Origin of the sequence: Burkholderia mayonis, from assembly GCF_001523745.2 — a bacterium.
Taxonomy (GTDB): Bacteria; Pseudomonadota; Gammaproteobacteria; order Burkholderiales; family Burkholderiaceae; genus Burkholderia; species Burkholderia mayonis.
Genome location: NZ_CP013387.1, coordinates 26,166 through 49,564, shown reverse-complemented (window position 1 = coordinate 49,564; position 23,399 = coordinate 26,166). Strand labels below are relative to the sequence as shown.

The following is a 23,399-nucleotide window of genomic DNA, read 5'->3' as shown; positions in this document are numbered from 1 at the left end:
CGGGGTAAAGATCCACAGCGAAGGACGTCACGTCACACGATCAAGGTACGAGGACGCGATCGCGCGCAAGTCCGGCGGTGCGAACACGTCAGGATGCAGAAGCGCGGCCGCTTCGGCCAGCACGGCATGCCGCGCGATCGGTCCGAACGATTCGATCCAGTGATCGCCCACGCTCACGATACTCACCCGACGCGTCGACGCCAAGTGCTGCCATACCGGATTCGTCTCGAAACTGCGTCGCCCACCGTCGTCGTAGACAAAAATCGTGTCCGGCTTCGCAAGCAACAACGTCTCGAGGCTCATCTGGAACGCCGTATTGTCGCGCTGCGACGGCAGCGGATTGCGTCCGGCGATGTTGACGCCACCCAGCGCATTCAGCAGCGAGCAAGTCATGTTCTCATCGTAGAACGCCCACGGCGCGGCGCCCGTACCCCAGACAAACAAGTAGCGCGGCGCGCGGCCCAATCCCGCACGCGCGCGAAATCCTGCGAGCGCTTCCGCAAAACGCCGGTTGAGCGCGGCGGCGGCTTCGGCACGATCCAGTGCCTTGCCGACGAGTTCAATGCTGCGATTGCTGTCCTCACCGACTTCCAGATCCAGCGCAAGATACGGCGCGATCTGCTGAAGCCGCGCCGCGTTCGCTTCGGTGTAGCGGCGGATCGCAATGATGAGGTCCGCGTGCGCACTCGCCAACAATTCCAGGTTCGGGCTCGCACGCTGCCCGAGATCGATCACGCGATCCATCCTGTCCAGCAGATAGGCGGGCCGCCGGCCGCGCACGAGAAACGTCGACGCGACCGGCTGCACCCCAAGCGCCAGTGCGGTATCGGCGCCGAAATACGAAATCGCCGCAAGCCGGCTCGGCGCGGCTTCGAAGCGAAGCATCGCACCGCGATCGTCAACGACGCTGAACGGCTTACCGGGCGCCGCCGCGCGAACGGGCCGCGCGAGCACCGATGCAAGCGAAGCCGGCAACGCGAACGCCAACGTACGGCGCTTGCGATCAATCATCGCCGGCCTCTTCGATCGCCGACACGGCGTCGCCAACGTCCTGCCGGGCATCGCTCCGCTCGCCGCCGGGCCCGGCATAGCCAAGCGAATGGCAAACCGGCACGCCATCGCTCGCGCCATGCAGCCGCTCGCTGCGCACATGAAATACGTCCGCGACGAACGCCGGCGTCAGCACATCGACCGGCGCACCGTCCGCAACGAGCCGCCCGCCGCGCATCACGATCGCCCGATCCGCGAAACGCATCGCCTGGTTCAGGTCGTGCAGCGACATCACGAGCGTCAACCCGAATTCCTCGTTGAGCCGCCGCAACGTCTGCATCACATCGAGTTGATGCCCGAGGTCGAGGTAGGTCGTCGGCTCGTCGAGCAGCAGAATGTCCGCGCGCTGCGCGAGCGCCATCGCGATCCCTACTCGCTGTCGTTCGCCGCCCGACAACGCGACGAGCGGACGATCGCGCATCGGCAACAGACCGGTCGTCGTCAGCGCCCATTCGACTGCGCCGCGATCGTCGTCCGTTTCTCCTCGCAACCACGTGCGGTGCGCAAACCGCCCATGGCGGACGAGTTCCTGCACCGTCAGGCCGGCCGGAATGTCCTGCGTCTGGGCCAGGAACGCGATGCGCCGCGCGAGCTTGCGGCGCGGCCATTGCCCGAGCGGAACGTCGTCGAGCAACGCATCGCCGCCGCGCGGCGCGAGCAACCCGGCCAGTGCGCGCAGCAGCGTGCTCTTGCCTGAGCCGTTCGGACCGAGCAGCACAGTGATCCGGCCCGGCTCGATCGACAGCGACAATGTGTCGACGATGCGGCGCGGGCCATATCCGAGCGAAAGATCGCGGGCAACGAGTGTCATCGTGAAGATCGGGACAGCAAATGAAGAAAAAGCGGCGCGCCGAACAACGCGGTGACGGCTCCGACGGGTATCTCGGCCGGTGCGACGACGACGCGCCCGGTCAGATCCGCAAGCGCGGTGATCAGCGCACCGCAAAGGAGCGCGAACGGCGCCTGCCGCGCGAGCGGCCCGCTCACGGCAAGCCGCGCGAGATGCGGCGCGATCAGGCCGACGAATGCGACCGGGCCTGCAATCGCAATCGCACCAGCGGCCGCGAAGCCTGCATAGACGATCGCCACCAGACGCCAGCGCTCGACATTCAGCCCGACGCTCGTCGCTGCGTCGTCGCCGATCGACAGCACCTGCACTGCCGGCAGGATCGCTGGCAGCAGCACGATCGTCGCCGCCGTCCACGGCGCGAGCAGCAGCACGTGCTGCCAGCCGCGTGCGTAAAGGTTGCCCGCAAGCCACGTCAGCAGCACCTCGATACGGCTCGAACCCCAACCAGCGAGTATCGTCATCGCGACCGCGTACATCGCGGCGCTAACGGCGACGCCCATCAGAATCAGCCGAAACGGCGCCGTGCCGTTGCGCCACGCCAGCGCGTAGACGCCCAGCGCCGCGCCGATGCCGCCCGCCTGGGCGACGAACGGTATCCATGTGATGTCGTACGCGTCGAGCCGGCTGCCGTCGAGCGAACCCGCGAAATTCGCGACGAGCAGCAGCAACATCACGCCGAGCGTCGCGCCGGACGACACGCCGATCACACCGGGTTCCGCGAGCGGATTGCGCAGCGCCCCCTGCAACACGAGTCCGCTCGCCGCAAGCTGTGCGCCGATCATCAGCGCAAGCAGCACGCGCGGCATGCGCAGTTCCCACATCACGAAGGCGACGTCGCGCGCGACGTCGCGATGGAACAGTGCCTGAACGGCCGACGTCAACGGGAAGCCGGCCGCGCCGAGCCGCACCGACAAGACAACGGTGAGCGTCAGGATCGCCGCCCATCCTGCGCCACGCGCGAACGTCCGCCACCGGGCCGCGCCCTGTGCGCGCGTCGTGCGAATCGGCCGGTTCGGAACGCCCGTCATGTCGATACGCCTTCATCGCGGCGAATCATCGCGATCAGCAGCGGTGTCGCGACCAAGGCAGTCAAAAAGCCGACCGGCAGTTCGCGCGGCGCAGCGACCGTGCGGGCGACGAGATCCGCTGCCGAGACGAGCAGTGCGCCCGCCAGTGCCGTCACGGCCAGCGTTCGGCGATAGCCGCCGCCGGGCGCGACGCGCGCGAGATGCGGCACGCACAGCCCGACGAAGCCGACGGGCCCCGCGATCGAGACCACCGACGCCGACAGCGCGACGGCAATGAAACCGAGGATCAGGCGCCAGCGCAGCAGGTCGAGGCCGACGCTCTGCGCCGCCTCGTCGCCGAGCGCGAGGGTGTCGAGCACGCGCGCGCCGGACAACGCGGCGACAAGACCGGCGACGGTCCACGGAGCGACCATGGCGACCTGCCGCCAACCCACACCCGCGAAACCACCGGCCAGCCAGTAGAACAACGGGCCGGCCTGCGGCCCCGCGACGATCATCAGCGAGATGACGCCCGCGCTGCCGAGCGCGCCGATCGTCGTCCCTGCCAGCGAAAGACGCAACGGCGACAGACGGGCGCGCCACGCCAGCGCAAACGTGAGCGTCGCCGCGATTCCGCCGCCCGCCAACGCCACGAACGGCATCATGCCCGCCGCCCGGACCGGCGCCAGCACGGTGGCCGCGACGACCGCGAGCGCCGCTCCGCCGACCACGCCCGTCAACGTCGGATCGGCCAGCGGATTGCGCGTGATGCCCTGCATCAGCGCGCCGGCCACCGCGAGACTCGCGCCGACCATCAGTGCCGCGATCAAGCGAGGCAGCCTCAGCGCATGGACGATCTGCGCGGCGGGCGTTTCACCCCCACCCAGCGCATCGAGCGCGGCAGCTGGACCGAGAACGAGATTGCCGGCGCAGAGGCTGGCAATCGCAACCGCACCGAGACCGACGATCAGCACAAGCACGATCGCACCGACACCCAGCCGCCCCGACCCCGACGACGAGGTACGCACGCGATTTCTTGTCACATGCCGTTCGTTCATGATCGGGGCGCGCCGGCCTGTTTCACCAACGCGCTCAGCCGATATTCGAACTTGCGCAACAGCATCGTCGCCGTCGCTGCAAGTCCGATCGTGAGCCCGAACCAGATGCCATGGATTCCGTAGCCGAGCATCACGCCCGCCCCCCACGCAACCGGCAGCCCGATCATCCAGTAACCGACGATCGAGATGCGGAACGAACTTTTCACGTCGCCGAGCCCCCGCAAGATGCCGACGCCGATGTTCTGGCTGCAGTCGAAGATCTGCAGCAAGGCCGCAATCGTCAGCAGCCCCGTCGCAAGTCGCAGCACATCGTCATTCGCGGCCGAGCCGCGATCCAGGAACGGCGCGAGCACGTGTGTCGGCGCAACGAGATACGGAAGCGCGACCGCCAGCATGGCGCCGATGCCCAGCACGAGCCCCGTATAGCCGAGCCGCCGTGCGCCACGATAATCGTGCTGCGCGCATGCATGGCTGATGCTGATCGACGACGCATGCGACAACCCGACCGAAATCATGAACACGATGTAGATCACTTGGTTGACGATCGTCTGCGCTGCGAGCGCATCCGTACCGAGCGTGCCGATCACGAGGGTAAGGACGGTGAAGAACGCGGCCTCCGAGCCGTAGGCGGCGGCGATCGGCAGGCCCATCTTCCACGTCCGCTCGAATGCTTCGGCATCGGTCCGCCACGCGGCAAGCGACAGGTGTTCGGCGAGCCCGATTCGACGTTTGGCAATCGAGAGAAACGCCACGAACGACAACAGGTACACCGAACTCGTCGCGCAGGCTACGCCGGTCAGGCCGAGCGCGGGGAACCCGAAGCGGCCGAACATCAGCGCGTAGTCGAGCACCGCGTTGACGACGATCGACACGGCCGCGATCGCGAGCAGCGGCCCCGGCTTGCGCAGCCCGACGGTGTACTGGCGCAGCGACTGGAACCACAGGCACGGCAGCATGCCGGGCGCCGCCGCCGCGAGATAGAGCGCGGTCAGCCGCGCGATGCCCGGATCCTGGCCGAGCCATACGAGCGGCCGTTCAACGGCGAGCATCAACAGCACGAACGCGAGTGCGGCAAGCGTCGACAGCGCGAAACTCGCACGCACGAGACGCACGATGCGTGCAGGGTCGTCCTGCCCGTTCGCGAATGCGACGAGATTGCCAGTGCCCGTCACGAGGCCCGTTCCCATCGTCCTCAGCTGGTTGAACAACGTCAGCGCAAGACCGCCTGCGGCGATTTCGCGCGGACCGAGCATCCCCATCATCACGACGTCGGTCGTGGTCAGCGCGACCTGCGCAAGCTGGGTAAGGATGAGCGGCGCGGCGAGCGCACCGATGTGCCGGGCGTCGAACCGGAACTGTTCGTGAGATTTCATGCGATGGCGACAAGGATCGGATTGACAAACGACGGGCAGATCGGGGCGCTCAAGCGTACCCGGCCTGCCGGCATTCATCACAGGTCGGTCGACACGGACAGCCAGAACGTACGTGGCGCGCCCGTGAACAGGTATCCGGTCGGATTCGCCTGCCAGTAGTCCCGGTTGAACAGGTTCGTCACGTTCGCGCGCAGCGTCACGTCGCGACCGGCAACTTTCGTCGTGTACCGGCCGCCGAGATCGAAACGCGTCCAGCTCGGCACGTGCTGCGTGTTGTCCTGGCTCACGTAGGCCTTGCCCGTGTAGATCATCCGGCTCGTCAGCGTGACGCCCGGCACGAACGGTGTATCCCATTCCGCGCCGAGCGTGGCCTGGAGCGACGGCGCGCCGATCGCGCGATTGCCGTCGTATGCGCCGCCCTGCGTGCGGCGAAGCCGCGCGTCGAGCCACGTGACGCCGCCCAGCAGACGCACGCCGCGCGTCACCTCGCCGAAGCCGGACAGCTCGAGACCGCGATTGCGCTGCAAACCGTTGAGGCTGTACAGCTTGCTCACCGGATCGACGATTCCGCTCGGCACGTCGATCTGGAACAGCCCGAGCGTCGCGCCGAATTTGCCGAGATCGAGCTTGGTCCCGACCTCGTACTGCTTCGACTTGAACGGCGCGAACACCTGGTTCGGATTGGCCGCGTCAGGCGGCGGCGCCGACCCGGGCGTCAGCGCCTCGATGTAGTTCGCATAGAACGACAACTGGTCGAACGGGCGGACGACGAGCGCCACGGACGGCGTCGTCGCGCCCTGGTCGTAGTGCGAGGTTTCCGCGCCGGACGTGTCGAAGTTGCGGCTGCTCACCTGCTGGCGACGCACGCCCACCGTGAGTTGCACGAGCCCGCCGGCCACGGACAGCGTATCGGCGACGGCGATGCTGCGCAGGATCTGAGCGCTGTCCTTCGCTTCCGGCGACACGGAAACCGGCGCGCCGGGTCCGGCGAGGCGGGTCGGCATGTAGATGTTCGTCGCGTAGCTGCCGTAGGCGGTCTGACCGAACCACGTCGTCTGCTGCAGGTAGTTGCCGCTCACGACGAGCTGGTGATCGATCGGGCCCGTCTTGAAGCGCGCCCGCGCGCCCGCCTCGGCCGACAGCGCATGCGACGCGCCTGACTGGTATCTCGACGTGGACGTCGCGTCACCCTGCGCATTGACGATCGTCGCGCCCGGGTCTTCCAGCTTGTCGTAGCCGAAGCGGTTCATGCCGACCGCGCCGAACAGCGTCAAGTTCGACGAGAGGTCGTACTCGGCCCGCCCGAGCGCCGTCAGGCTATGGGAATTCGAATAGGAAAACGTCTGCGCGAGATTGGTCCGGGAATCGGGCACCTCCGGCACCGCGATCCCGGCAATCGGCGTGTAGCCGCGTACCGGCGCCCGCATGAAGTCTTCCTGGTAGATCACGTCGCCGGACGCGCGCAGGCGGCTGCCGCGGTAGTCGAGCCCGACCGACAGCGACGTGTTGCGCCGCGACTGCTCGTCGATCGGCGTATCGCCTTCGCGATGGGCCGCGTTGACGCGCACGCCGAACTCGCCGTTCGAGCCGAAGCGCCGGCCGATGTCGGCATGGCCGCCGAACACCGAACTCGAAGCATATTCGGCGGTCAGCCGGTTGAGCGGTGTGTCGCCGGCGCGCTTCGTCACGACGTTCACGCTGCCGCCGACGCTGCCCTGCGGCATCATCCCGTTCAGCAACGCACCAGGCCCCTTGAGGATCTCGACGCGCTCAACCGGATCAGAGCCGACGCGGTAGGCCGGCACGAGCCCGTACAGCCCGTTGAGCGCGATCTCGCCGTTCTCGACGCGCAGCCCGCGGATCGTGATCGCATCGTAGCGGTTGGTGCTGTCGATCGCCGCCCGGACCGACGGGTCAGTTGTGGTCAGGAGATCCGCGACGCTGGTCGCCTGCTGGTCGCGGATCAGCTTTTCCGTGTAGCTCGAGATGCTGAACGGCGTATCCATGTAGTCGCGATTGCCGAGCAGGCCGACCTTCGCGCCGTGTGCCGCCTGGCCGCCAGCATACGGCTCGGGAACGGCATCGTCGATTCGCTTGCCGACGACCTTCACCGCCGGCAGCACGGCAGCTTCGGCGCCTGCCGCGGCAGCGGCCGGACGCAGCGAGAAACTGCCGTCGGACTGCTGCACCGGCTCCAGGCCCGTGCCGTTCAGCAACGCCTGGAATGCGCCCTGCACCGAGTAGGCGCCGCGCACGCCCGCACTGTTTTTCCCGGCCGTCAGGTCGCCCGGCACGCTGAGCATCACGTTGGCCTGATCGGCAAGACGGTTCAGCGACGCCGACAACGGGCCGGCCGGAATGTCATAGCGCCGGCTGGCAGCTTGCGGCGCCGCGCCGGCGGCCGACTGCGCCGATGCCACCTGCCACGCGCCGCTACCTGCGAGCGCGATGCCGAGAACGGCACACCGCACAGCGTGCGGAGCGGGACGGCGCGCGGTGCGCAGCGCACGGGGCATCCGTTCGAGGCTGCGCACGGACAACGAGAAATCGGGATTCGACGACAACGACGGGCGAAGCATGGACGGCATTCCTCGAGATGGAAGTGGCAAGGAGAGGTCCATCGCGCGTCTAACAGAGCCGGATACCTTGGCTTGATAGCGGCCGCACCCGGTCGTTCGGGCGCGCGCCATGCTGGCTGCGACTGTCGCCATCGCGACGACACCCGTTTCCGGTCGGAAACAAGCGTCGACAAGCCGGGCGGATGCCCCGCGTCATGGCGCCGGGTCGGCATTCAGAGCACTGATTGATCTCCGAATGGTCCTCTTTCATCTGTTAATCGGATGACGCCCGGAAATGCGAACCGAAATCGGAAATTTCTTTGCAACAGGGTGAAATACCACCGGGAACCGCGACTGGGCGGGCAACATGCCCGTCAGCGGGCTTCGATCGTGACCCACCACGGCAACGTGCGACGCACCCGGATCGGCAGGTCGCGTTCGAGCATCGAGAGCATCCGGTCGGGGTCGTCGGCAGGGAAACGGCCGACCACGCGGATGCCCGCCACTTCGGGATCGACGCCGATGTGCCCGTGCTGATAGCGATCCAGCTCGGCGATCAGCGCGTCGAGCGTGACGTCGTCGGCCAGGATCACGCCGCGTGACCACGCTTCGCGTGCGGGATCGGCCCTCTCCGGACTCGAAATCGCGTCCGCCGTGAACTGCCGCTGCTGACCGGCCGCCACGATTTCGGCGTGTCCGGCCAGATTGCGAATCTCGACACGGCCTTTGAACACGGCCAGCAGCGTGTGCGTGCCGGACTGCCGTACGGTGAACCGGGTGCCCAATGCCTGCATCCGGCCGTTCGGCGTGTCGACAAAGAACGGCCGCTCCTGGCCGTCTTTGGCCGTATCGATGAGGATTTCGCCCATCGTCAGTGTCAGGAGGCGCTTGGTATCGTCGTAGTGAACATCGAACGCACTGTCCGTGTTCAACCAGACGCGCGTACCGTCGGCGAGCTGCACGTCCCGCCGCTCTCCGACACCTGTGCGGTAATCCGGCCTCCATGCGATGAGCCGATCCGGCAACGCCGTGAAGCGCCACGCGAGCCACCCGGCGAGACCGGTTCCGGCCAGCGCAGCGAGACTGCCCAGAACATGGCGCCGGCTTGCCGCGCGCGTCGCGGAAACGTGCACGGCGGCCGCAGCGGCATTGCGCTCAGCCAGGCTCTCGCCCCTCAACGGCTCGAACCGGCGGCTGACAGCCTCGATATGTGCCCACGCACGACGATGTTCCGGCCGTTCGGCCAGCCATTCTGCCCATGCCTTGCGGTGCTCGCCGCTACCGCCATCGGCATACAGGAGCGCATACCAGTTGGCGGCCTGCTCGAGGCTTGCGAAATCTGCGTGAACGCCAGGATCGGCGGCCGCCGAAGACGACGAGGCTGCCATCGGTCAGCGCGTAATACCGGCGTCGATCAAGGCCAGTTGCAGCATCGCCTGGGCGAGGTACTTCTGCACCATCCGATCGGAAACGCCCAGTTCGCCCGCGATCTCGCGGGTGGACAAGCCATGAATCTGCGCCAGGACAAACGCGTTCCGCGCCTTGTCGGGCAACCGGCTGATCAGCGCGCCGATTTCCATCAGCGTCTCGATGACGATCGCGCGATATTCAGGAGAAGGCTCGCAGGGCTCCGGCTGGGCGGCAAGCGCCTCGACCCATGCCTGCTCGACCTGGCGCCGGCGAAACAGGTCGACACACATGCCCTGTGCCATCGCCCGCAAGTAAGCCCGCGCCTCGGCATCGCTGTCGAAGCCCTTCGGCACCGGCTTGAGGATCAGACGAAGAAATGCGTCCTGGGCAAGGTCGGCCGCATCGAAAGCGTTACCCAGCCGCCTGCGCAACCATCCCTGCAACCAGCCATGGTGGTCGCGATAGAGAGCCTGCACATCCTGATGGACGGCGAGTTGAGCGACGGACATGGAGCAACCCCTTCTGCTTTAAACGCGAGAGACGAGAAGACAAATAAGAATCATTCACGCTTATAAACCAATTCAATTGGTTTACGCAATATTTCGCAATTAGGGGCCGCATCAAGTCGGCGGGTGCATCAGACGATTTGATACATCAGACATTTCGACTGGCGCCTCGCGTTTTCCGCTTCGGCATGCTGCACGTCTCGTCGCCTTGCCGCTCGCGATGCGCCACGATGGCGGCAACTGCAGTTCCACTGTCTCCCGCGCAAGCTTCCTGTTCACCTTCGTTACGACACCAACCAAGCCGGCCGATGCTCGCGACGATCCGGGGAATCACACGCCCTTCGCCTGACATTCAGGACACACCCCAGCTATCACCAGAGACGCAGCGTGGAACTTGAAGCGACGCCCGGAAGCGATGCGCTCGAACTGCTCGTTCAGTTCGTCTTCGTAGAGATCGCAGAGTGCTCCACATTTGCGACAAACGAGGTGATGGTGATCCTTGCCGCGGTTCAGTTCATACACGACGCGCGAATCGCCCAGTGATGCACTGGTGACGAGTCCCCTTTCGAGAAAAGTGGACAAGGTGCGGTAGGTTTCGGGTAGTGCGGCTCAACCACCGCGCACAACGCCGCCCACGGCACGATCTGGTTCATCGTATCGAGAAACTCGTCGCGCCGCGTACGCTTGCGCTTCGTCTCGAAGCCTGCGCCTTGATCGGCTGCCATCGCCAGCGTCTGCTGCTTCATCGTCGTTTGCCTTTCTCGGGTCATGTCCACCGATCTATAACGGCTGAGACACGGGGTTGGGGGACTTAATCAGCTTTGCCTTAACCCGAGCCCGATCAGCAAGCGCGCGATATGCTCGAACATCCGCCACGCACCGTCACTCGTGGCATCCGAGGAGACACCGGCATCGCTCGCCCCGCACAGCACGGTGAATGCCGGCAGGCGCCCGTCGGTCGCCGACGCCGCGCATGCGGCCATCGGCAACAGCCAGCCATCGCCGTCGGGATACCGCCGCAACATGCAAGCCAATTCACCCTGCTCTTCGATCAGCGTTCCGTCGTCGCCGAGCGCCCATCATGCACGCTCGTCGCACAATTCGAGATGCTCGCCGAGCCAGGTGTCCCGCGCGCAAAGCGCGCGCAGACAACGCTCGGCCAGTACCGCGTTGTGCAGATAACGTGGCGGCATTACGCGTGACGCACCGAGTGCCTGGACGCTCAGCGACAACTTCAGATGTATCCGTTCGTCCGCTCCGATGCCGAGCGTGCGCAGCGACGCGGTGGGCCGAGCCGTGCCGAACCCGGCTCCGAGATCGATACACCGCATGACAAGCCGGGGATGCTCCCGCTGAAGGTAGTCCCATTGCCAAGGATGAACCGGCAGCCAGCGAGCCGCCGGATCGATTCCGAGCAGAGCGGCGCGATGCGCAAGCGCCGCGAACGCATCCTCATCCAGTACGGCAGGCACGAGCGATCGGCTGGACGCCAGGCAGTGCATGCGCACTGTCGTCGCCACGTCGCAACGCGTCGGGCAAAATGGCGACCCAGTGCAGTGCAACCCGGCCTGCCTCGACGTCGTACGCATCGCCCGGGCTGCCGGGCCAGCGCTTCGCGCGCGCAACCGGATGGAACGGTCGGTCCCGCAGGCAGCAAATCGCCTCCCATGTCACCAGACTGTACGGCGTGCCATCGACGTCGGCCAGCCAGCGCGCCTGCGCGGCACACGTTTTCGCGATTTGCTATTCGGCAAGCGCAAGCAGTTCGGCAAGACGGTCACTGTAGGCGGGCCACCAGTCTGCGCGCTGCAGCGCATCGAGCAGATCCTGCGCAAGCAGTCGGTCGACGCCGCCGTCGTGTTCGGCCGAAGCGTCCGACGCCGACGGACGGTCGGCTACGACATCGACGTCTGTCATAGAACGTTCCGAACCTCCGACTGCTCCAAAAACCCATCCGCTTGTCGGCTAGCAATGCCAAAGCATGCTAGTTCGCCCGGGGCTTCCACTTGCAACGATAAGGTGCTTCTTGCCCCAGATTTGCGCTGGAAACTATAGTGACGCCGCCGCGCAATGCTATCGAAAATTAATATCGATAGCATTGTGCAAATATGCCAAAAAGACCCACCCTTTTTGCCAACCTACAAAATTCGCAAACCTGCACCAGACCCTTGGCAATCCGTCCCCATAAAATTCCGTTGACTTTATATCTTTCGATATATATCTTTCGATACATCTAAAGATGCACAGGAGAAGGCGATGCGCCACACTCATCTGTTTTCGCGCCGCGGATGCGGCATGCATACCTCGTTCGGCGCCGGCCCGCTCGAGATGTTCCGCCACATGATCGGCGGCCATCGACGCGGCGGTGGCAGCGGCCGGCACGGCTTCGGTCCGTTCGGCGGTTTCGGTGGCGGCCCGGGCGGTTTCGGTGGTTTCGGCGGCGACGACGCCATGCCGCGCGGCCGTCAATTCAGCGCCGACGACCTGCAACTGCTGCTGCTCGCGCTGCTCGCCGAGCAGCCGAGCCACGGCTACGAGCTGATCAAGGCGCTCGATACGCGTTCGAGCGGCTTCTACGCGCCGAGCCCCGGCATGGTGTATCCGGCGCTCACGTATCTGGAAGAGCTCGGCTACGTGACCGTGCAGGCCGAAGGCAACCGCAAGCGCTATGCACTCGCCGACGCGGGCCGCGCGTATCTCGATGCGCAGCGCGAACGCGTCGACCTGCTGTTCGCGAAGCTCGCGCATCTCGGCCGGAAGATGGAATTCATGCGCCGCGCGTTCGCCGGCGAAGCGCCCGCCGCCTCCGACGACGATACGCGCGGCTGGCTGCCGGAATTCGTCGAAGCTCGGATGGCGCTCAAGCAAGCGCTCTTCCGCAGGAGCAGCGCCGACGCCGACGAACAGCGCCGCATCGCGGCGATCCTGCGTCGCGCCGTCGCCGACATCGAAGGCCGGACCGAGGACTGATCGAGCCGCATCCGGCTTATCAAGGAGAACCCATCGATATGACCCAACCGACTACCGAGCGCGCGGTCGTACGCGTGCGCCATACGCTGAAATTCCGCTTGCTCCAGGTCAAGCGCGTCACTGCCGTGACCCCGCATCTGATGCGCGTGACGCTGACGGGCGACGAACTCGACGATTTCGAATCAGCGTCCTTCGACGATCACGTGAAGGTCTTCTTCCCGCCGCCCGGCGAGGACGCACCCGCGTGTCCCGAGTTCGGCCCGAACGGCATCGTGTTTCCGGAAGACCGGCCGCGGCCCGTCGCACGCGATTTCACGCCGCGTCGCTACGATCGCGCCGCCCGCGAACTCGATCTCGATTTCGTGCTGCATCATCCAGGACCGGCGTCACAGTGGGCCGCGCAAGCGTGCGTCGGGCAGACGCTCGGCATCGGCGGACCGCGCGGTTCGTTCGTTATCCCGAAGGATTTCGATTGGCACCTGCTGATCGGCGACGACACCGCATTGCCCGCCGTCGCACGACGCCTCGAGGAATTGCCGGCCGGCACGCGTGTCGCCGCAGTGCTGGAAGTAGCCGATCCGTCTGCGCAGGTCGACTTCGCTACCGATGCGGATCTGTACGTCTTGTGGCGCCATCGCGACGACGCGTCAAACGGCGAGCGCGGTGCAAGTCAGTTGGTCGATGCGTTGCGGGCGCTGCCGCTGCCGGCCGGCGAAGGCTACGTGTGGGCCGCAGGCGAAGCGGCCGCGATGCGCGGCGTACGCGAGCACCTATGCAATGAGCGCGGCCTCGCGAAATCGAGGATTCGCGCATCCGCTTACTGGAAGCACGGCGCGGTCGCGGTTCACGAATCACTCGAAGACTGACGCGATGAGCGAGTCGAACGCGGCACACGCGTTCGACGTTCGACGATTCCGCGGCGCGCATGCTCGCGTCATGCCGCTGCCGAGCGCACGGCGCGGATACGAAGTGCGGCATTGCCGACACACACTCGTCGCGCTTGAATCCTCTGTAGATCGGGTCGGCGGCGCGCGCGCGCATAGATGCGCCGGTACGCCGGTATCGAAAGACGCCCGCGCGCGGCATCGGCCATCGCACTGCGTTTTCGTCCGAACGAAATCGCATCCGCGTCGCCACCGCGCATCGGCGTATCTCGAAATAATCGTGCTCGGCGGCGCTCGCCACGCACGGATCGCGGCGCGCAATCCTCGTACGCATTGAGTCATGCGGCCGCACTGCCAGCCGAGGCGCAATCGCATCGAAGTGCGTACCGCGCCACGCACTTCAATGCGCGCGACGGCTTCGACAAAACCTCTTTATGCGTTTCGCGGCCGATTTCCCGTAAATGGAAGCCACAGCCGCATCCGTCGAATCCCATGCGGTTGCATTCCGTCGATCGCCTTTCGACGCCCGCGCATCGATGCAAGCGTCGTCTCGACACGAACGGAGTTGCATCCGAGCCGCCCGTGTCCTATACCTATCTCGACGGCACGAGGCCGGTTCGGCAAAGCCGTCGCGGCACACGTCGGCGGACTCCGGGGCAAAGTGGCCCGCGCCGCCCGTGATCCGAATATCGAAAAAGCACGACGCGTCGCCGCATTTTTCCGCGTCGAATGAGAACGAGAGCGCGCAACCTCGCGCGTCGTCACCCGGATACGCGACCATGACTCGCCACCACACCCACGCAGGCATCGCGAAGACGCTCAGAATCGCCGGCTATTGCGGACTCGGCGCAATCGCGCTCGCGCTGTTCGTCGCGATGTGCGCGATCCTGAAAGACAGCGCGCTCGATCGTGAAGCCGCGCGCCAGCGACAGACCGAAAACGTCGAATTGCACGGCGGCGCCGACGTCGAGCCCAACTCGACGAGCAACGCCACCCAGACGAGAACGCCCGGTTGATTCGGATTCCCGCCGATTATCGTCAGTCGATACGAATCGACCGCTCGTGCAATCGCGTGAACGCGACCGCATGCACGGATTCGCCGATCCGGTCGAGCAGCGCCGTCACCGGACGGCCATACAGATGAGCGGCAAGCGCGCCGGCGGTTCCGACGAGTGCGCCGCCCGCGATGTCGAGCGGCCAGTGCACGCCGACGTAGATGCGCCCCCATCCGACCGCTGCCGCGATGACGGCGAGCGCGAGGCCCGCCGCGCGCGTCGTGCCCGCGATGAGCAAGCCCGCCGCGACGCTGCAGACGAACGTCGCGTGATCGCTCGGAAACGAGCCGTCCGGCGCGTGCGGAATCAGTTGTGTGCCGATGCCGAGCACGAACGGCCGCGGCGAATACCAGAAGTGGCCGATCACCTGCGCGAGCGCGAGCGCGACACATGCGCCGACGCCCGCTTCGATCGCCTGGCGACGCGTCGGGCGCGCGCCCATTACCCAGGTCAACAGCAGCAGCGCGGGCACCGCATAGACGAGCCAATCGGCGGCGAACACGCCGAAGCGAACGGCGGCGAGATGCGAAGCGGAACCCGCATTGAGCGCGGAAAAGACAATGAGATTGAAGTTCTGCATGGGGCTGAAACGGTAGCGAATCGAACGGCACCGGGTCACCGGTTCGAACGATGCTAGGACGCGCACGCTTAAGAAAGGCTTAACCCGAAGCGCCGCGAGATCGAAAGGAAAATCGAAAATTCTACAACGCACTTCTTCGAGGACGGTCATTCCCCAAAAGTTCAATCGTACGCGTCGCGCGGCGCAGCATGCGATTTCGGGCTGTCGTTCACATTCGTTTCACGTGTCCCGTAAATGCTCACCATAGCCCCCGAAAAAACTCACCGTTTGCCGCGACGAAGCGCCGGCGACCCGCTGTCCGTCACCCGCCGGCGCGCGTTCGTTACGACGTCCGCAACACTGTCAATATTTGTCATTTCACTGCCTCGATTTGCGCAATAATCTTTTCCAGTTGCGGCATCGCACAATCGATTCGCAGAGGCATACGATATCGGCACCCCGACAACGAAGCGATCAACAAGGAGTCCGCATGAAGCCCAGCCAAGTCCGATCGAAAGCATTCGCGATGCCGCTCACGAGCCCGGCGTTTCCGATGGGCCCTTATCGTTTCGTCAATCGCGAATTCCTGATCATCACCTATCGCACCGACATCGACCGTCTCCGCGAAATCGTGCCGGAACCGCTCGAAGTCAAGGAACCGCTCGTCCATTACGAGTTCATCCGCATGGCCGATTCGACCGGCTTCGGCGATTACACCGAGAGTGGACAGGTGATCCCCGTCGAATACAACGGCCAGCCGGGCGGCTACACGCTCGCGATGTATCTGAACGATCATCCGCCGATCGCAGGCGGCCGCGAATTGTGGGGATTCCCGAAGAAGCTCGCGCAGCCGACGCTGGAAACGCACATCGACACGCTGCTCGGCACGCTCGACTACGGCCCCGTGCGCGTCGCGACGGGCACGATGGGCTACAAGCACAAGGAGCTCGATCTCGACGAGCAGCAGAAGCGCCTCGCCGGCGCGAACTTCCTGCTGAAGATCATTCCGCACGTCGACGGCTCGGCGCGCGTCTGCGAGCTCGTGCGCTACTACCTGCAGGACATCAAGATGAAGGGCGCATGGACGGGCCCCGCGTCGCTGGAGCTCGCGCCGCATGCGCTCGCGCCCGTCGCCGATCTGCCAGTGCTCGAGATCGTCGAAGCGCGCCATCTGATCGCCGATTTGACGCTCGGCCTCGGCGAAGTCGTCTACGATTACCTCGCGCAGTAACGCGCGCTGCATCCTTCCCTACTACTTTCTGGACAGGAATTCGATCATGAGCAATCTGAATGGCAAGACCGCGGTCGTGACAGGCGCAGCAAGCGGCATCGGCAAGGAAATCGCGCTGGAGCTCGCGCGCGCGGGCGCGGCGGTCGCGATCGCGGATCTGAATCAGGACGGCGCGAACGCGGTCGCCGAGCAGATCAAGCAGGCGGGCGGCAAGGCGATCGGCGTCGCGATGGACGTGACGAACGAAGACGCGGTCAACGCCGGCATCGACAAGGTTGCCGAAACGTTCGGCTCGGTCGACATCCTGGTGTCGAACGCGGGCATCCAGATCGTCAATCCGATCGAGCACTATGCGTTCGCCGACTGGAAGAAGATGCAGGCGATTCACGTGGACGGGGCGTTCCTGACGACGAAGGCCGCGCTCAAGCACATGTACCGGGACGATCGCGGCGGCGTCGTGATCTACATGGGCTCGGTGCATTCGCACGAGGCGTCGCCGCTGAAGTCGGCGTACGTGACGGCGAAGCACGGGCTGCTGGGGCTTGCGCGCGTGCTGGCGAAGGAAGGCGCGAAGCACAACGTGCGCTCGCACGTGGTGTGTCCGGGCTTCGTGCGCACGCCGCTCGTCGACAAGCAGATTCCGGAGCAGGCGAAGGAGCTCGGGATCAGCGAAGAGGAAGTCGTGAAGAAGGTGATGCTCGGTCAGACGGTCGACGGGGTGTTCACGACCGTCGAGGATGTCGCGAAGACGGTGCTGTTCCTGTCGGCGTTCCCGAGCGCGGCGCTGACCGGCCAGTCGTTCATCGTCAGTCACGGCTGGTTCATGCAATGAAGCCGCACGCCCGTACCGAAAAGCAGGCCGTCGATCCGGCGGACCTGCACAACGAAGCAAGCGTGCCGCACGCGCTCGAACAGGCTCATGCGCCGTTCCACGATCTGCCGTACGAAACGATCGCGCTCGTGCTGCAAGGCGGCGGCGCGCTCGGCGCGTATCAGGCCGGCGTATTCGAAGGGCTGCACGAAGCAGGCGTTCCGCTCAACTGGATCGCCGGCATTTCGATCGGCGCGCTGAACACCGCGCTGATCGCCGGCAATCCGCCCGAGCGGCGCGTCGAGCGGCTGCGCGAGTTCTGGAACACGATCTGCCAGCCCGCGTTCTTCCCCGCGTTGCCGGCCGTGTTCGAAGCCGCGCTCTTCAACAGCCACGATTACGTGCGCACGTTCTTCACCGCGAGCCAGGCGGCGAGCGCGGTCGTGCAAGGACAGCGCGGCTTCTTCGTGCCGCGCTTCCCGCCGCCGCTGCCGGGCGCGACGCATCCGCCGGAGAAGGTCAGCTATTACGACACGTCCGCGCTGCGTTCGACGCTCCTCAAGCTGTGCGACTTCGACCGGATCAATTCGGGCGAGACGCGCGTGTCGGTCGGCGCGGTAAACGTCGGTACGGGCAACTTCATCTACTTCGACAACACGAAGGCGACGCTGCGTCCCGAGCATTTCATGGCGTCGGGCGCGCTGCCACCCGCATTCCCGCCCGTCGAGATCGACGGCGAGTTCTACTGGGACGGCGGCATCGTATCGAACACGCCGCTGATGGAAGTGCTGCGCGCGTCGCCGCGCCGCGACACGCTCGCGTTCCAGGTCGACCTGTGGAGCGCGCGCGGGCCGCTGCCGGAATCGATGAACGAAGTGACCGAGCGCACGAAAGACGTTCAATATTCGAGCCGCACACGCTTGATCACCGACACGCTGCAACGCGAGCAGCGCTTTCGCAACGTGCTGCGCCGCGTGCTCGACCAGGTGCCAGACGACCTGCGCAAGAACGATCCGTGGTGCCAGCAGGCCGAGACGCTGTCGTGCAGCAAGCGCTACAACGTCCAGCATCTCATCTATCAGCAGAAAGCATACGAGCAGCACTACAAGGACTATCAGTTCGGCGCGTCGACGATGCGCGACCACTGGTCGGCGGGCCTCGCGGACATCCGCAAGACGCTCGCCGTGAAGCACGGCCTCACGCTGCCGGACAACGACGCGGGCTTCGTCACGCACGACATTCACCGGATCCGGTAACGTCTTCGCTCGCGGCCGGCGCATGCCGGCCGTGCATTCCCTTGCCGCAATTCTTCGCCGCATTCGCACCTTCGCCATGCCGATTCTGGTCGTTCTATTCGCACTCGTCGCATTGATCTGGGGCGCTGTCCATACGTTTCATGCGATCGCCGCGCGCTTCGGCGACGCCATCGCGATCGGCGCGGCGGTCGGCGCGATCGCCGTGATCGGCGCGGCGGTCGCGCACTGGGTCCGGCGGCGGCGCGACGTCGCGCCGAACACGCGCGAGGACGGGTGGACCCACGTGCTTCGGCGCGCGTGGGGCGATCTGCGCGTATCGGCGACGAAGGGGCTGCTGTGGCTGTCGCAGGACGGCGCCGACGGCCGCTACACGCTCACCGATCTGAGCGGCTGCCGCGCGGAAGCGTTCGACGGCCGCTGGTATCTGGTCGTCGCCGTACGCGACGATCGGCGCGCCGAATGGAAGCTGCCGATGGACGACAAGCGCGACGCGCTGCGCTGGGAACGGGTGTTGACGCTCGCGAAGCGACAGCGCCTGTGAGGTGCACGCGGTGAGCCGACGCACGCGTGGAACGAATCGTCGCGCGATGCGCGAAACGGCAAGCGCCGTCGCGAGTCGCGAACGACGCGATGCGCCGACTGTCCCCCGATGATCGGCGATGACGACGTGCTGCGCCGGATATGCCGACGCTCAGGCAACGGCGTCGCCGCCCGCGGGCCGAGGCTTTGAACATCGCGATCGGACGATACGCATGCCGCGCCAATCAAATCGGCGGCGCCTTCATGGCGGGAGAAGCCGAACCGGGTGACGCCGGCCGGCCCATCGGCCGGAGCGAACGTCGAACGTCGAACGTCGAACGTCGAACGTCGAACGTCGAACGTCGAACGTCGAACGTCGAACGTCGAACGTCGAACGTCGAACTCAACGAGCATAACCAGGGTCAAAATCGTCTCGCCGCGAAATTCGCGGAAGAAAATCGCCTGCGCCGCCGAAAACAAGCGGATCGTCCTATCCACCCCGTGGCGCGCCTGCCACAGTAGCGGCGTCAGCCTTTCAAACCGGAGTCCAGCGTGGCCGAAACCAACGCCTCCCGCACGCTTACCTTTCGCCCGTTCACCCAGGACGACGTCGACACCGCTCAGCGCCTGTCCAGCAGCTTCCAGTGGCCGCATCGCGTCGACGACTGGCGCTTCGTCGCGAAGCTCGGCAGCGGCTTCGTCGCCGCGGACGAAAGCGGCGTGATCGGCACCGCGCTCGGCTGGCGCCACGGCGATGCGCACGCGTCGCTCGGCATGGTGATCGTCGCACCGGACCAGCAAGGCCGCGGCATCGGTCGCGAACTGCTCGCGCGGGTCATCGACGATCTCGGCGAGCGCACGATGTTCCTGCACGCGACGCCCGCAGGCGAGCCGCTCTACGCGAAGTTCGGCTTCAAGCCGATCGGCACCATCGAGCAGCACCAGGGCGCCGCGTGCCATCCGCCGCTGATTTCGCTGCCACCCGGCGAGCGCTTGCGGCCGATCGGCGTCAACGACACGGCGCACCTCGGTGCACTCGCGTCGCGCGCGTGCGGCTACGACCGCAGCGCCGTGATCGACGCGCTGCGCGATGCCGCGAGCGGCATCGCGCTCGACCGCGACGGCGAACTGCTCGGCTTCGCGCTGTTCCGCCGCTTCGGTCGCGGCCACGTGATCGGTCCGGTGATCGCGTCGGACGCACTGCGTGCGCAGGCGCTGGTCAACCACTGGCTCGCGCTGCACGCCGGCATGTTCGTGCGGATCGACGTGCCGGGCGACAGCGGCCTGTCCGACTGGCTCGAAGGGCTCGGGCTGCGGCGCGTCGATTCGGGCCTCGCGATGGTGCGCGGCGAAGCGCCCGAGCGCGATCCGTCGCTGCGGCAGTTCGCGATCGTCAATCCGGCGCTCGGCTGATCCCGCGCGACCGCAACCGCACGCGTCATCCGATGACTTTCGTCTACAAGGCCGATCCCGCGCGCGGCGCGCAATGGGCGCGTCTTTTCGCTGAGAAGGCGCCCGACGTCCCGTTCCGTTTGTGGCCGGACATCGGCGACCCGGCCGCCGTCCGTTATCTGGCCGCGTGGCAACCGCCCGACGATCCGCTGCGGCTGATGCCGAATCTCGAAGTCGTGTTCTCGGTCGGCGCGGGCGTCGATCAGTTCGATCTGTCGTGCGTGCCCGCGCACATCCCGGTCGTGCGGATGATCGAGCCGGGGATCGTCGAAGGAATGGTCGAATACGTGACGCAGGCCGTGCTGACGATTCATCGCGACCTGTTCGACTACGCAACGCTGCAACGCATGCAAATGTGGCGAGCAAAGCCCGTGCGCGCCGCCGCGTCGCGGCGCATCGGCGTGCTCGGCCTCGGGATGCTCGGTCAGGCGGTGCTCGACACGCTGCGCCGCTTCGGCTTTCCTTGCGCCGGCTGGAGCCGCACGCCGCGCACGCTGGAAGGCATCGAATGCTACGCGGGCAAAGCGGAGCTCGCCGCGCTGCTCGCGCGCTCGGACATCCTCATTTGCCTGCTGCCGCTCACGCCCGAAACGCACGGGCTGCTCGACACGCCCGTGTTCGATGCGCTGCCCGATGGCGCGTCGCTGATCCAGGTCGGGCGCGGCCCGCAGCTCGTCGACGCGGCGCTCCTCGAGGCGCTCGCGTCGGGCAAGCTCGACAGCGCGATCGTCGATGTTACGGATCCCGAACCGCTGCCGGCCGGCCATCCGTTCTGGACGCATCCGCGCATCCGGATCACGCCGCACATCGCCAGCGCGACACGGCCCGACACCGCGGTCGAGGCGGTGCTCGCGAATCTCGCGCGGCATCGCGCGGGAGAGCCGATGGTTGGCGTCGTCGATCGCGCACGCGGTTATTGAGCGTCTGTCTGAGCGTCTGTCTGAGCGTCTCGTCTGAGCGTCTCGTCTGAGCGTCTCGTCTGAGCGTCTGTCTGAGCGTCTCGTCGGGGCGTCTCGTCGGTTGCGCAGCACCCGGTGCGTGGATCTCGGCGCATAGGCATGAGCACCGGCACCGAACCTGCACACCGCGCGCGACGCAACGCGCGATTCCCTCACTGCCCGCGACGCATTCGCATGCCGCGCGCTGCGCCGTACGTAAATACACGCGGCTCGCGCAATCGCGCGCACGCCCCGCGACGCGGCATACGACCAACCCAGCCCCCTCGCCGTCGTGCGATGCACGCACGACGCACGTTGCGCCACGCCCATGCCGCCTCAACCAACGCAGCAGAAAATGCCGTCCCGCCCCGCATAAACGCCGCATCCGTACGTTTCCGCGCGGCAATTGGATGCGCGCGTGAACGGTCCGATCGGTAGCATGGATCCACACCGTTTTGTTCGAACGAGGGCCTGCACCGCCATGACCATTCCATCGTTGATCGAAGCCGATCGCCAGCATCTGATCCATCCCGTCGTCAGTTACCGCGCGCACGAGGCGCGCGGCGTCACCGTGCTCGATTCCGCCGACGGCGTGTTCCTGCGCGACATCGAAGGCAACGAACTCCTCGACGCGTTCTCGGGCCTCTGGTGCGTGAACGTCGGCTACGGCCGCGACAGCATCATCAAGGTCGCGACCGAGCAGATGACGCGCCTGCCGTACGCGACCGCGTACTTCCACTTCGGCTCCGCGCCCGCGATCGAGCTCGCCGAGAAGCTGACCGCGCTCGCGCCGAAATCGCTCACGCGCGTCTACTTCACGCTCGGCGGCTCGGACGCCGTCGATTCGGCACTGCGCTTCATCACGCATTACTTCAACTCGACAGGCCGTCCGCAGAAGAAGCACATGATCGCGCTCGAGCGCGGCTATCACGGTTCGTCGTCGGTCGGCGCGGGGCTCACCGCGCTCGCGACGTTCCATCGCCACTTCGACGTTCCGCAGCCGACCCAGCATCACATCGAATCGCCGTACGCGTACCGCCATCGGGCCGGCGACGACGACGCCGCGCTGATCGCCGCGTCGGTCGCGGCGCTTGAAGCGAAGGTCGCGGAACTGGGCGCCGATCGCGTCGCCGCGTTCTTCTGCGAGCCGGTGCAAGGCTCGGGCGGCGTGATCGTGCCGCCCGCCGGCTGGCTCAAGGCGATGCGCGACGCGTGCACGCGGCTCGGCATCCTGTTCGTCGCCGACGAAGTGATCACCGGCTTCGGCCGCACCGGTCCGCTCTTCGCGTGCGAAGCCGAGGGCGTCGAGCCCGATCTGATGACGGTCGCGAAGGGCCTGACCGCGGGCTACGCGCCGATGGGCGCGGTGCTGGTATCCGACGAGATCTATCGGGGTATCGCCGACGGCGGCAGCATCGACGCCGCGATCGGCCACGGCCACACGTATTCCGCGCATCCGGTGAGTGCGGCGATCGCACTCGAAGTGCTGCGCCTCTATCACGAAGGCGGACTGCTCGAAAACGGCATCGCGCACGCGCCGCGCTTCGCGCGCGGGCTCGACGCGCTGCGCGCGCATCCGCTCGTCGGCGACGCGCGCGCGCGCGGGCTGCTCGGCGCGCTCGAACTCGTCGCCGACAAAACGAGCAAGGCGCGCTTCGATCCGTCGCTCAATCTGTCCGAGCGGATCGCGGCCGCCGCCTACCGCAACCGCGTCGTGTTCCGTGCGTTCAACGACGGCATCCTCGGCTTCGCGCCCGCGCTCAGCTATACGGACGGCGATTTCGACCTGCTGTTCTCGCGGCTGCGCACGACGCTCGACGAGGTGCTCGCCGAAGCCGACGTGCAGCGCGCGCTCGAAGCGGCGCAAGCGTGGGCCGCTTGATGCGACGCGCGAGGCGTTCCGAATATTCGG

General features: G+C 66.2%; 24 protein-coding genes and 1 pseudogene. 11 read left to right on the top strand and 14 right to left on the bottom strand.

What is annotated here, in order from left to right; all coding sequences use genetic code 11:
* Positions 1-27: 27 nt before the first annotated feature.
* The 13 genes and pseudogenes from WS70_RS18960 to WS70_RS33010 form a co-directional block, all read right to left on the bottom strand.
* Positions 28-1,011 (bottom strand): ABC transporter substrate-binding protein, encoded by a 984-nt coding sequence (locus WS70_RS18960; RefSeq protein ID WP_059470947.1) that lies wholly within the window; start codon positions 1,009-1,011, stop codon positions 28-30.
* A complete protein-coding gene (locus tag WS70_RS18955; RefSeq protein WP_059597235.1) occupies positions 1,004-1,861 on the bottom strand; it encodes an ABC transporter ATP-binding protein in 858 nt (285 codons plus the stop codon). The genes WS70_RS18960 and WS70_RS18955 overlap by 8 nt, the downstream gene beginning before the upstream one ends.
* Positions 1,858-2,928: a FecCD family ABC transporter permease gene (locus WS70_RS18950; RefSeq protein ID WP_059470945.1), complete on the bottom strand. Its 1,071-nt coding sequence runs from the start codon at positions 2,926-2,928 to the stop codon at positions 1,858-1,860. Before WS70_RS18950 ends, WS70_RS18955 begins: the two co-directional genes overlap by 4 nt.
* Positions 2,925-3,965: a FecCD family ABC transporter permease gene (locus WS70_RS18945; RefSeq protein WP_226382907.1), complete on the bottom strand. Its 1,041-nt coding sequence runs from the start codon at positions 3,963-3,965 to the stop codon at positions 2,925-2,927. Before WS70_RS18945 ends, WS70_RS18950 begins: the two co-directional genes overlap by 4 nt.
* Positions 3,962-5,338 (bottom strand): MATE family efflux transporter, encoded by a 1,377-nt coding sequence (locus WS70_RS18940; protein WP_059597233.1) that lies wholly within the window; start codon positions 5,336-5,338, stop codon positions 3,962-3,964. The genes WS70_RS18945 and WS70_RS18940 overlap by 4 nt, the downstream gene beginning before the upstream one ends.
* A 77-nt stretch (positions 5,339-5,415) precedes the next feature.
* A complete protein-coding gene (locus WS70_RS18935) occupies positions 5,416-7,917 on the bottom strand; it encodes a TonB-dependent receptor (RefSeq protein WP_226382906.1) in 2,502 nt (833 codons plus the stop codon).
* A 353-nt stretch (positions 7,918-8,270) separates the two neighbouring features.
* On the bottom strand, positions 8,271-9,284 hold the full coding sequence (locus WS70_RS18930; protein WP_059470942.1) for a FecR domain-containing protein: 1,014 nt from the start codon (positions 9,282-9,284) through the stop codon (positions 8,271-8,273).
* Between the two features lie 3 nt (positions 9,285-9,287).
* Positions 9,288-9,815, bottom strand: a complete 528-nt coding sequence (locus WS70_RS18925; protein ID WP_059470941.1) for a sigma-70 family RNA polymerase sigma factor — start codon at positions 9,813-9,815, stop codon at positions 9,288-9,290.
* Positions 9,816-10,142: 327 nt separating this feature from the next.
* Positions 10,143-10,394 (bottom strand): Fur family transcriptional regulator, encoded by a 252-nt coding sequence (locus WS70_RS33865; protein WP_082722258.1) that lies wholly within the window; start codon positions 10,392-10,394, stop codon positions 10,143-10,145.
* A gap of 11 nt (positions 10,395-10,405) precedes the next feature.
* Positions 10,406-10,558: pseudogene (locus tag WS70_RS18915) on the bottom strand (IS5/IS1182 family transposase); the annotation flags it as partial.
* A 69-nt stretch (positions 10,559-10,627) separates the two neighbouring features.
* The gene (locus WS70_RS33020) at positions 10,628-10,846 is read right to left on the bottom strand and encodes a hypothetical protein (protein ID WP_226382905.1); all 219 of its coding nucleotides are present in this window, start codon (positions 10,844-10,846) and stop codon (positions 10,628-10,630) included.
* Between the two features lie 45 nt (positions 10,847-10,891).
* Positions 10,892-11,284, bottom strand: a complete 393-nt coding sequence (locus tag WS70_RS33015; RefSeq protein ID WP_236861877.1) for an IucA/IucC family protein — start codon at positions 11,282-11,284, stop codon at positions 10,892-10,894.
* Positions 11,285-11,555: 271 nt separating this feature from the next.
* Positions 11,556-11,729, bottom strand: coding sequence for a hypothetical protein (locus tag WS70_RS33010; RefSeq protein WP_226382904.1), 174 nt, complete (start codon positions 11,727-11,729; stop codon positions 11,556-11,558).
* A gap of 339 nt (positions 11,730-12,068) precedes the next feature.
* Here WS70_RS33010 and WS70_RS18905 point away from each other — a divergent pair, with 339 nt between their 5' ends.
* The 3 genes from WS70_RS18905 to WS70_RS18885 all read left to right on the top strand — a co-directional run bounded on the left by WS70_RS18905 (position 12,069) and on the right by WS70_RS18885 (position 14,682).
* Positions 12,069-12,782: a PadR family transcriptional regulator gene (locus WS70_RS18905; RefSeq protein WP_059597231.1), complete on the top strand. Its 714-nt coding sequence runs from the start codon at positions 12,069-12,071 to the stop codon at positions 12,780-12,782.
* A 38-nt stretch (positions 12,783-12,820) separates the two neighbouring features.
* The gene (locus tag WS70_RS18900; RefSeq protein ID WP_059597230.1) at positions 12,821-13,648 is read left to right on the top strand and encodes a siderophore-interacting protein; all 828 of its coding nucleotides are present in this window, start codon (positions 12,821-12,823) and stop codon (positions 13,646-13,648) included.
* A 797-nt stretch (positions 13,649-14,445) separates the two neighbouring features.
* Positions 14,446-14,682 (top strand): hypothetical protein, encoded by a 237-nt coding sequence (locus tag WS70_RS18885; protein ID WP_059597229.1) that lies wholly within the window; start codon positions 14,446-14,448, stop codon positions 14,680-14,682.
* A 22-nt stretch (positions 14,683-14,704) separates the two neighbouring features.
* Here the strand turns inward: WS70_RS18885 and WS70_RS18880 are convergent, their stop codons facing one another.
* Positions 14,705-15,301, bottom strand: coding sequence for an undecaprenyl-diphosphatase (locus WS70_RS18880; RefSeq protein ID WP_059597228.1), 597 nt, complete (start codon positions 15,299-15,301; stop codon positions 14,705-14,707).
* A 469-nt stretch (positions 15,302-15,770) separates the two neighbouring features.
* On the opposite strand from WS70_RS18880, the gene WS70_RS18870 reads away from it, so the two are divergent.
* The 8 genes from WS70_RS18870 to WS70_RS18835 all read left to right on the top strand — a co-directional run bounded on the left by WS70_RS18870 (position 15,771) and on the right by WS70_RS18835 (position 23,369).
* Positions 15,771-16,511 (top strand): acetoacetate decarboxylase, encoded by a 741-nt coding sequence (locus WS70_RS18870; RefSeq protein WP_059470934.1) that lies wholly within the window; start codon positions 15,771-15,773, stop codon positions 16,509-16,511.
* 46 nt (positions 16,512-16,557) lie between these two features.
* Positions 16,558-17,343 (top strand): 3-hydroxybutyrate dehydrogenase, encoded by a 786-nt coding sequence (locus WS70_RS18865; protein ID WP_108034012.1) that lies wholly within the window; start codon positions 16,558-16,560, stop codon positions 17,341-17,343.
* Positions 17,340-18,578, top strand: a complete 1,239-nt coding sequence (locus tag WS70_RS18860) for a patatin-like phospholipase family protein (RefSeq protein ID WP_059471391.1) — start codon at positions 17,340-17,342, stop codon at positions 18,576-18,578. Before WS70_RS18865 ends, WS70_RS18860 begins: the two co-directional genes overlap by 4 nt.
* A 76-nt stretch (positions 18,579-18,654) precedes the next feature.
* Positions 18,655-19,119, top strand: a complete 465-nt coding sequence (locus tag WS70_RS18855; protein ID WP_059471392.1) for a hypothetical protein — start codon at positions 18,655-18,657, stop codon at positions 19,117-19,119.
* A 185-nt stretch (positions 19,120-19,304) separates the two neighbouring features.
* Entirely contained in the window at positions 19,305-19,619 is a 315-nt protein-coding gene (locus WS70_RS18850) for a hypothetical protein (protein WP_108034011.1), read from the top strand.
* Between the two features lie 30 nt (positions 19,620-19,649).
* Positions 19,650-20,510, top strand: a complete 861-nt coding sequence (locus WS70_RS18845) for a GNAT family N-acetyltransferase (RefSeq protein WP_059471393.1) — start codon at positions 19,650-19,652, stop codon at positions 20,508-20,510.
* Positions 20,511-20,542: 32 nt separating this feature from the next.
* Positions 20,543-21,469 carry a 2-hydroxyacid dehydrogenase gene (locus tag WS70_RS18840; RefSeq protein WP_059471394.1) on the top strand — a complete coding sequence of 309 codons (927 nt, stop codon included), beginning with the start codon at positions 20,543-20,545 and terminating at the stop codon, positions 21,467-21,469.
* Positions 21,470-21,968: 499 nt separating this feature from the next.
* The gene (locus tag WS70_RS18835) at positions 21,969-23,369 is read left to right on the top strand and encodes an aspartate aminotransferase family protein (RefSeq protein WP_059597718.1); all 1,401 of its coding nucleotides are present in this window, start codon (positions 21,969-21,971) and stop codon (positions 23,367-23,369) included.
* The last annotated feature ends 30 nt before the right edge of the window (positions 23,370-23,399 follow it).

Bases quoted from the DNA above. Each gene is read 5' to 3' on its own strand.
- WS70_RS18960 (WP_059470947.1), bottom strand. From the start codon at position 1,011: ATGATTGATCGCAAGCGCCGTACGTTGGCGTTCGCGTTGCCGGCTTCG.
- WS70_RS18955 (WP_059597235.1), bottom strand. From the start codon at position 1,861: ATGACACTCGTTGCCCGCGATCTTTCGCTCGGATATGGCCCGCGCCGC.
- WS70_RS18950 (WP_059470945.1), bottom strand. From the start codon at position 2,928: ATGACGGGCGTTCCGAACCGGCCGATTCGCACGACGCGCGCACAGGGC.
- WS70_RS18945 (WP_226382907.1), bottom strand. From the start codon at position 3,965: ATGAACGAACGGCATGTGACAAGAAATCGCGTGCGTACCTCGTCGTCG.
- WS70_RS18940 (WP_059597233.1), bottom strand. From the start codon at position 5,338: ATGAAATCTCACGAACAGTTCCGGTTCGACGCCCGGCACATCGGTGCG.
- WS70_RS18935 (WP_226382906.1), bottom strand. From the start codon at position 7,917: ATGCTTCGCCCGTCGTTGTCGTCGAATCCCGATTTCTCGTTGTCCGTG.
- WS70_RS18930 (WP_059470942.1), bottom strand. From the start codon at position 9,284: ATGGCAGCCTCGTCGTCTTCGGCGGCCGCCGATCCTGGCGTTCACGCA.
- WS70_RS18925 (WP_059470941.1), bottom strand. From the start codon at position 9,815: ATGTCCGTCGCTCAACTCGCCGTCCATCAGGATGTGCAGGCTCTCTAT.
- WS70_RS33010 (WP_226382904.1), bottom strand. From the start codon at position 11,729: ATGACAGACGTCGATGTCGTAGCCGACCGTCCGTCGGCGTCGGACGCT.
- WS70_RS18905 (WP_059597231.1), top strand. From the start codon at position 12,069: ATGCGCCACACTCATCTGTTTTCGCGCCGCGGATGCGGCATGCATACC.
- WS70_RS18900 (WP_059597230.1), top strand. From the start codon at position 12,821: ATGACCCAACCGACTACCGAGCGCGCGGTCGTACGCGTGCGCCATACG.
- WS70_RS18885 (WP_059597229.1), top strand. From the start codon at position 14,446: ATGACTCGCCACCACACCCACGCAGGCATCGCGAAGACGCTCAGAATC.
- WS70_RS18880 (WP_059597228.1), bottom strand. From the start codon at position 15,301: ATGCAGAACTTCAATCTCATTGTCTTTTCCGCGCTCAATGCGGGTTCC.
- WS70_RS18870 (WP_059470934.1), top strand. From the start codon at position 15,771: ATGAAGCCCAGCCAAGTCCGATCGAAAGCATTCGCGATGCCGCTCACG.
- WS70_RS18865 (WP_108034012.1), top strand. From the start codon at position 16,558: ATGAGCAATCTGAATGGCAAGACCGCGGTCGTGACAGGCGCAGCAAGC.
- WS70_RS18860 (WP_059471391.1), top strand. From the start codon at position 17,340: ATGAAGCCGCACGCCCGTACCGAAAAGCAGGCCGTCGATCCGGCGGAC.
- WS70_RS18855 (WP_059471392.1), top strand. From the start codon at position 18,655: ATGCCGATTCTGGTCGTTCTATTCGCACTCGTCGCATTGATCTGGGGC.
- WS70_RS18840 (WP_059471394.1), top strand. From the start codon at position 20,543: ATGACTTTCGTCTACAAGGCCGATCCCGCGCGCGGCGCGCAATGGGCG.
- WS70_RS18835 (WP_059597718.1), top strand. From the start codon at position 21,969: ATGACCATTCCATCGTTGATCGAAGCCGATCGCCAGCATCTGATCCAT.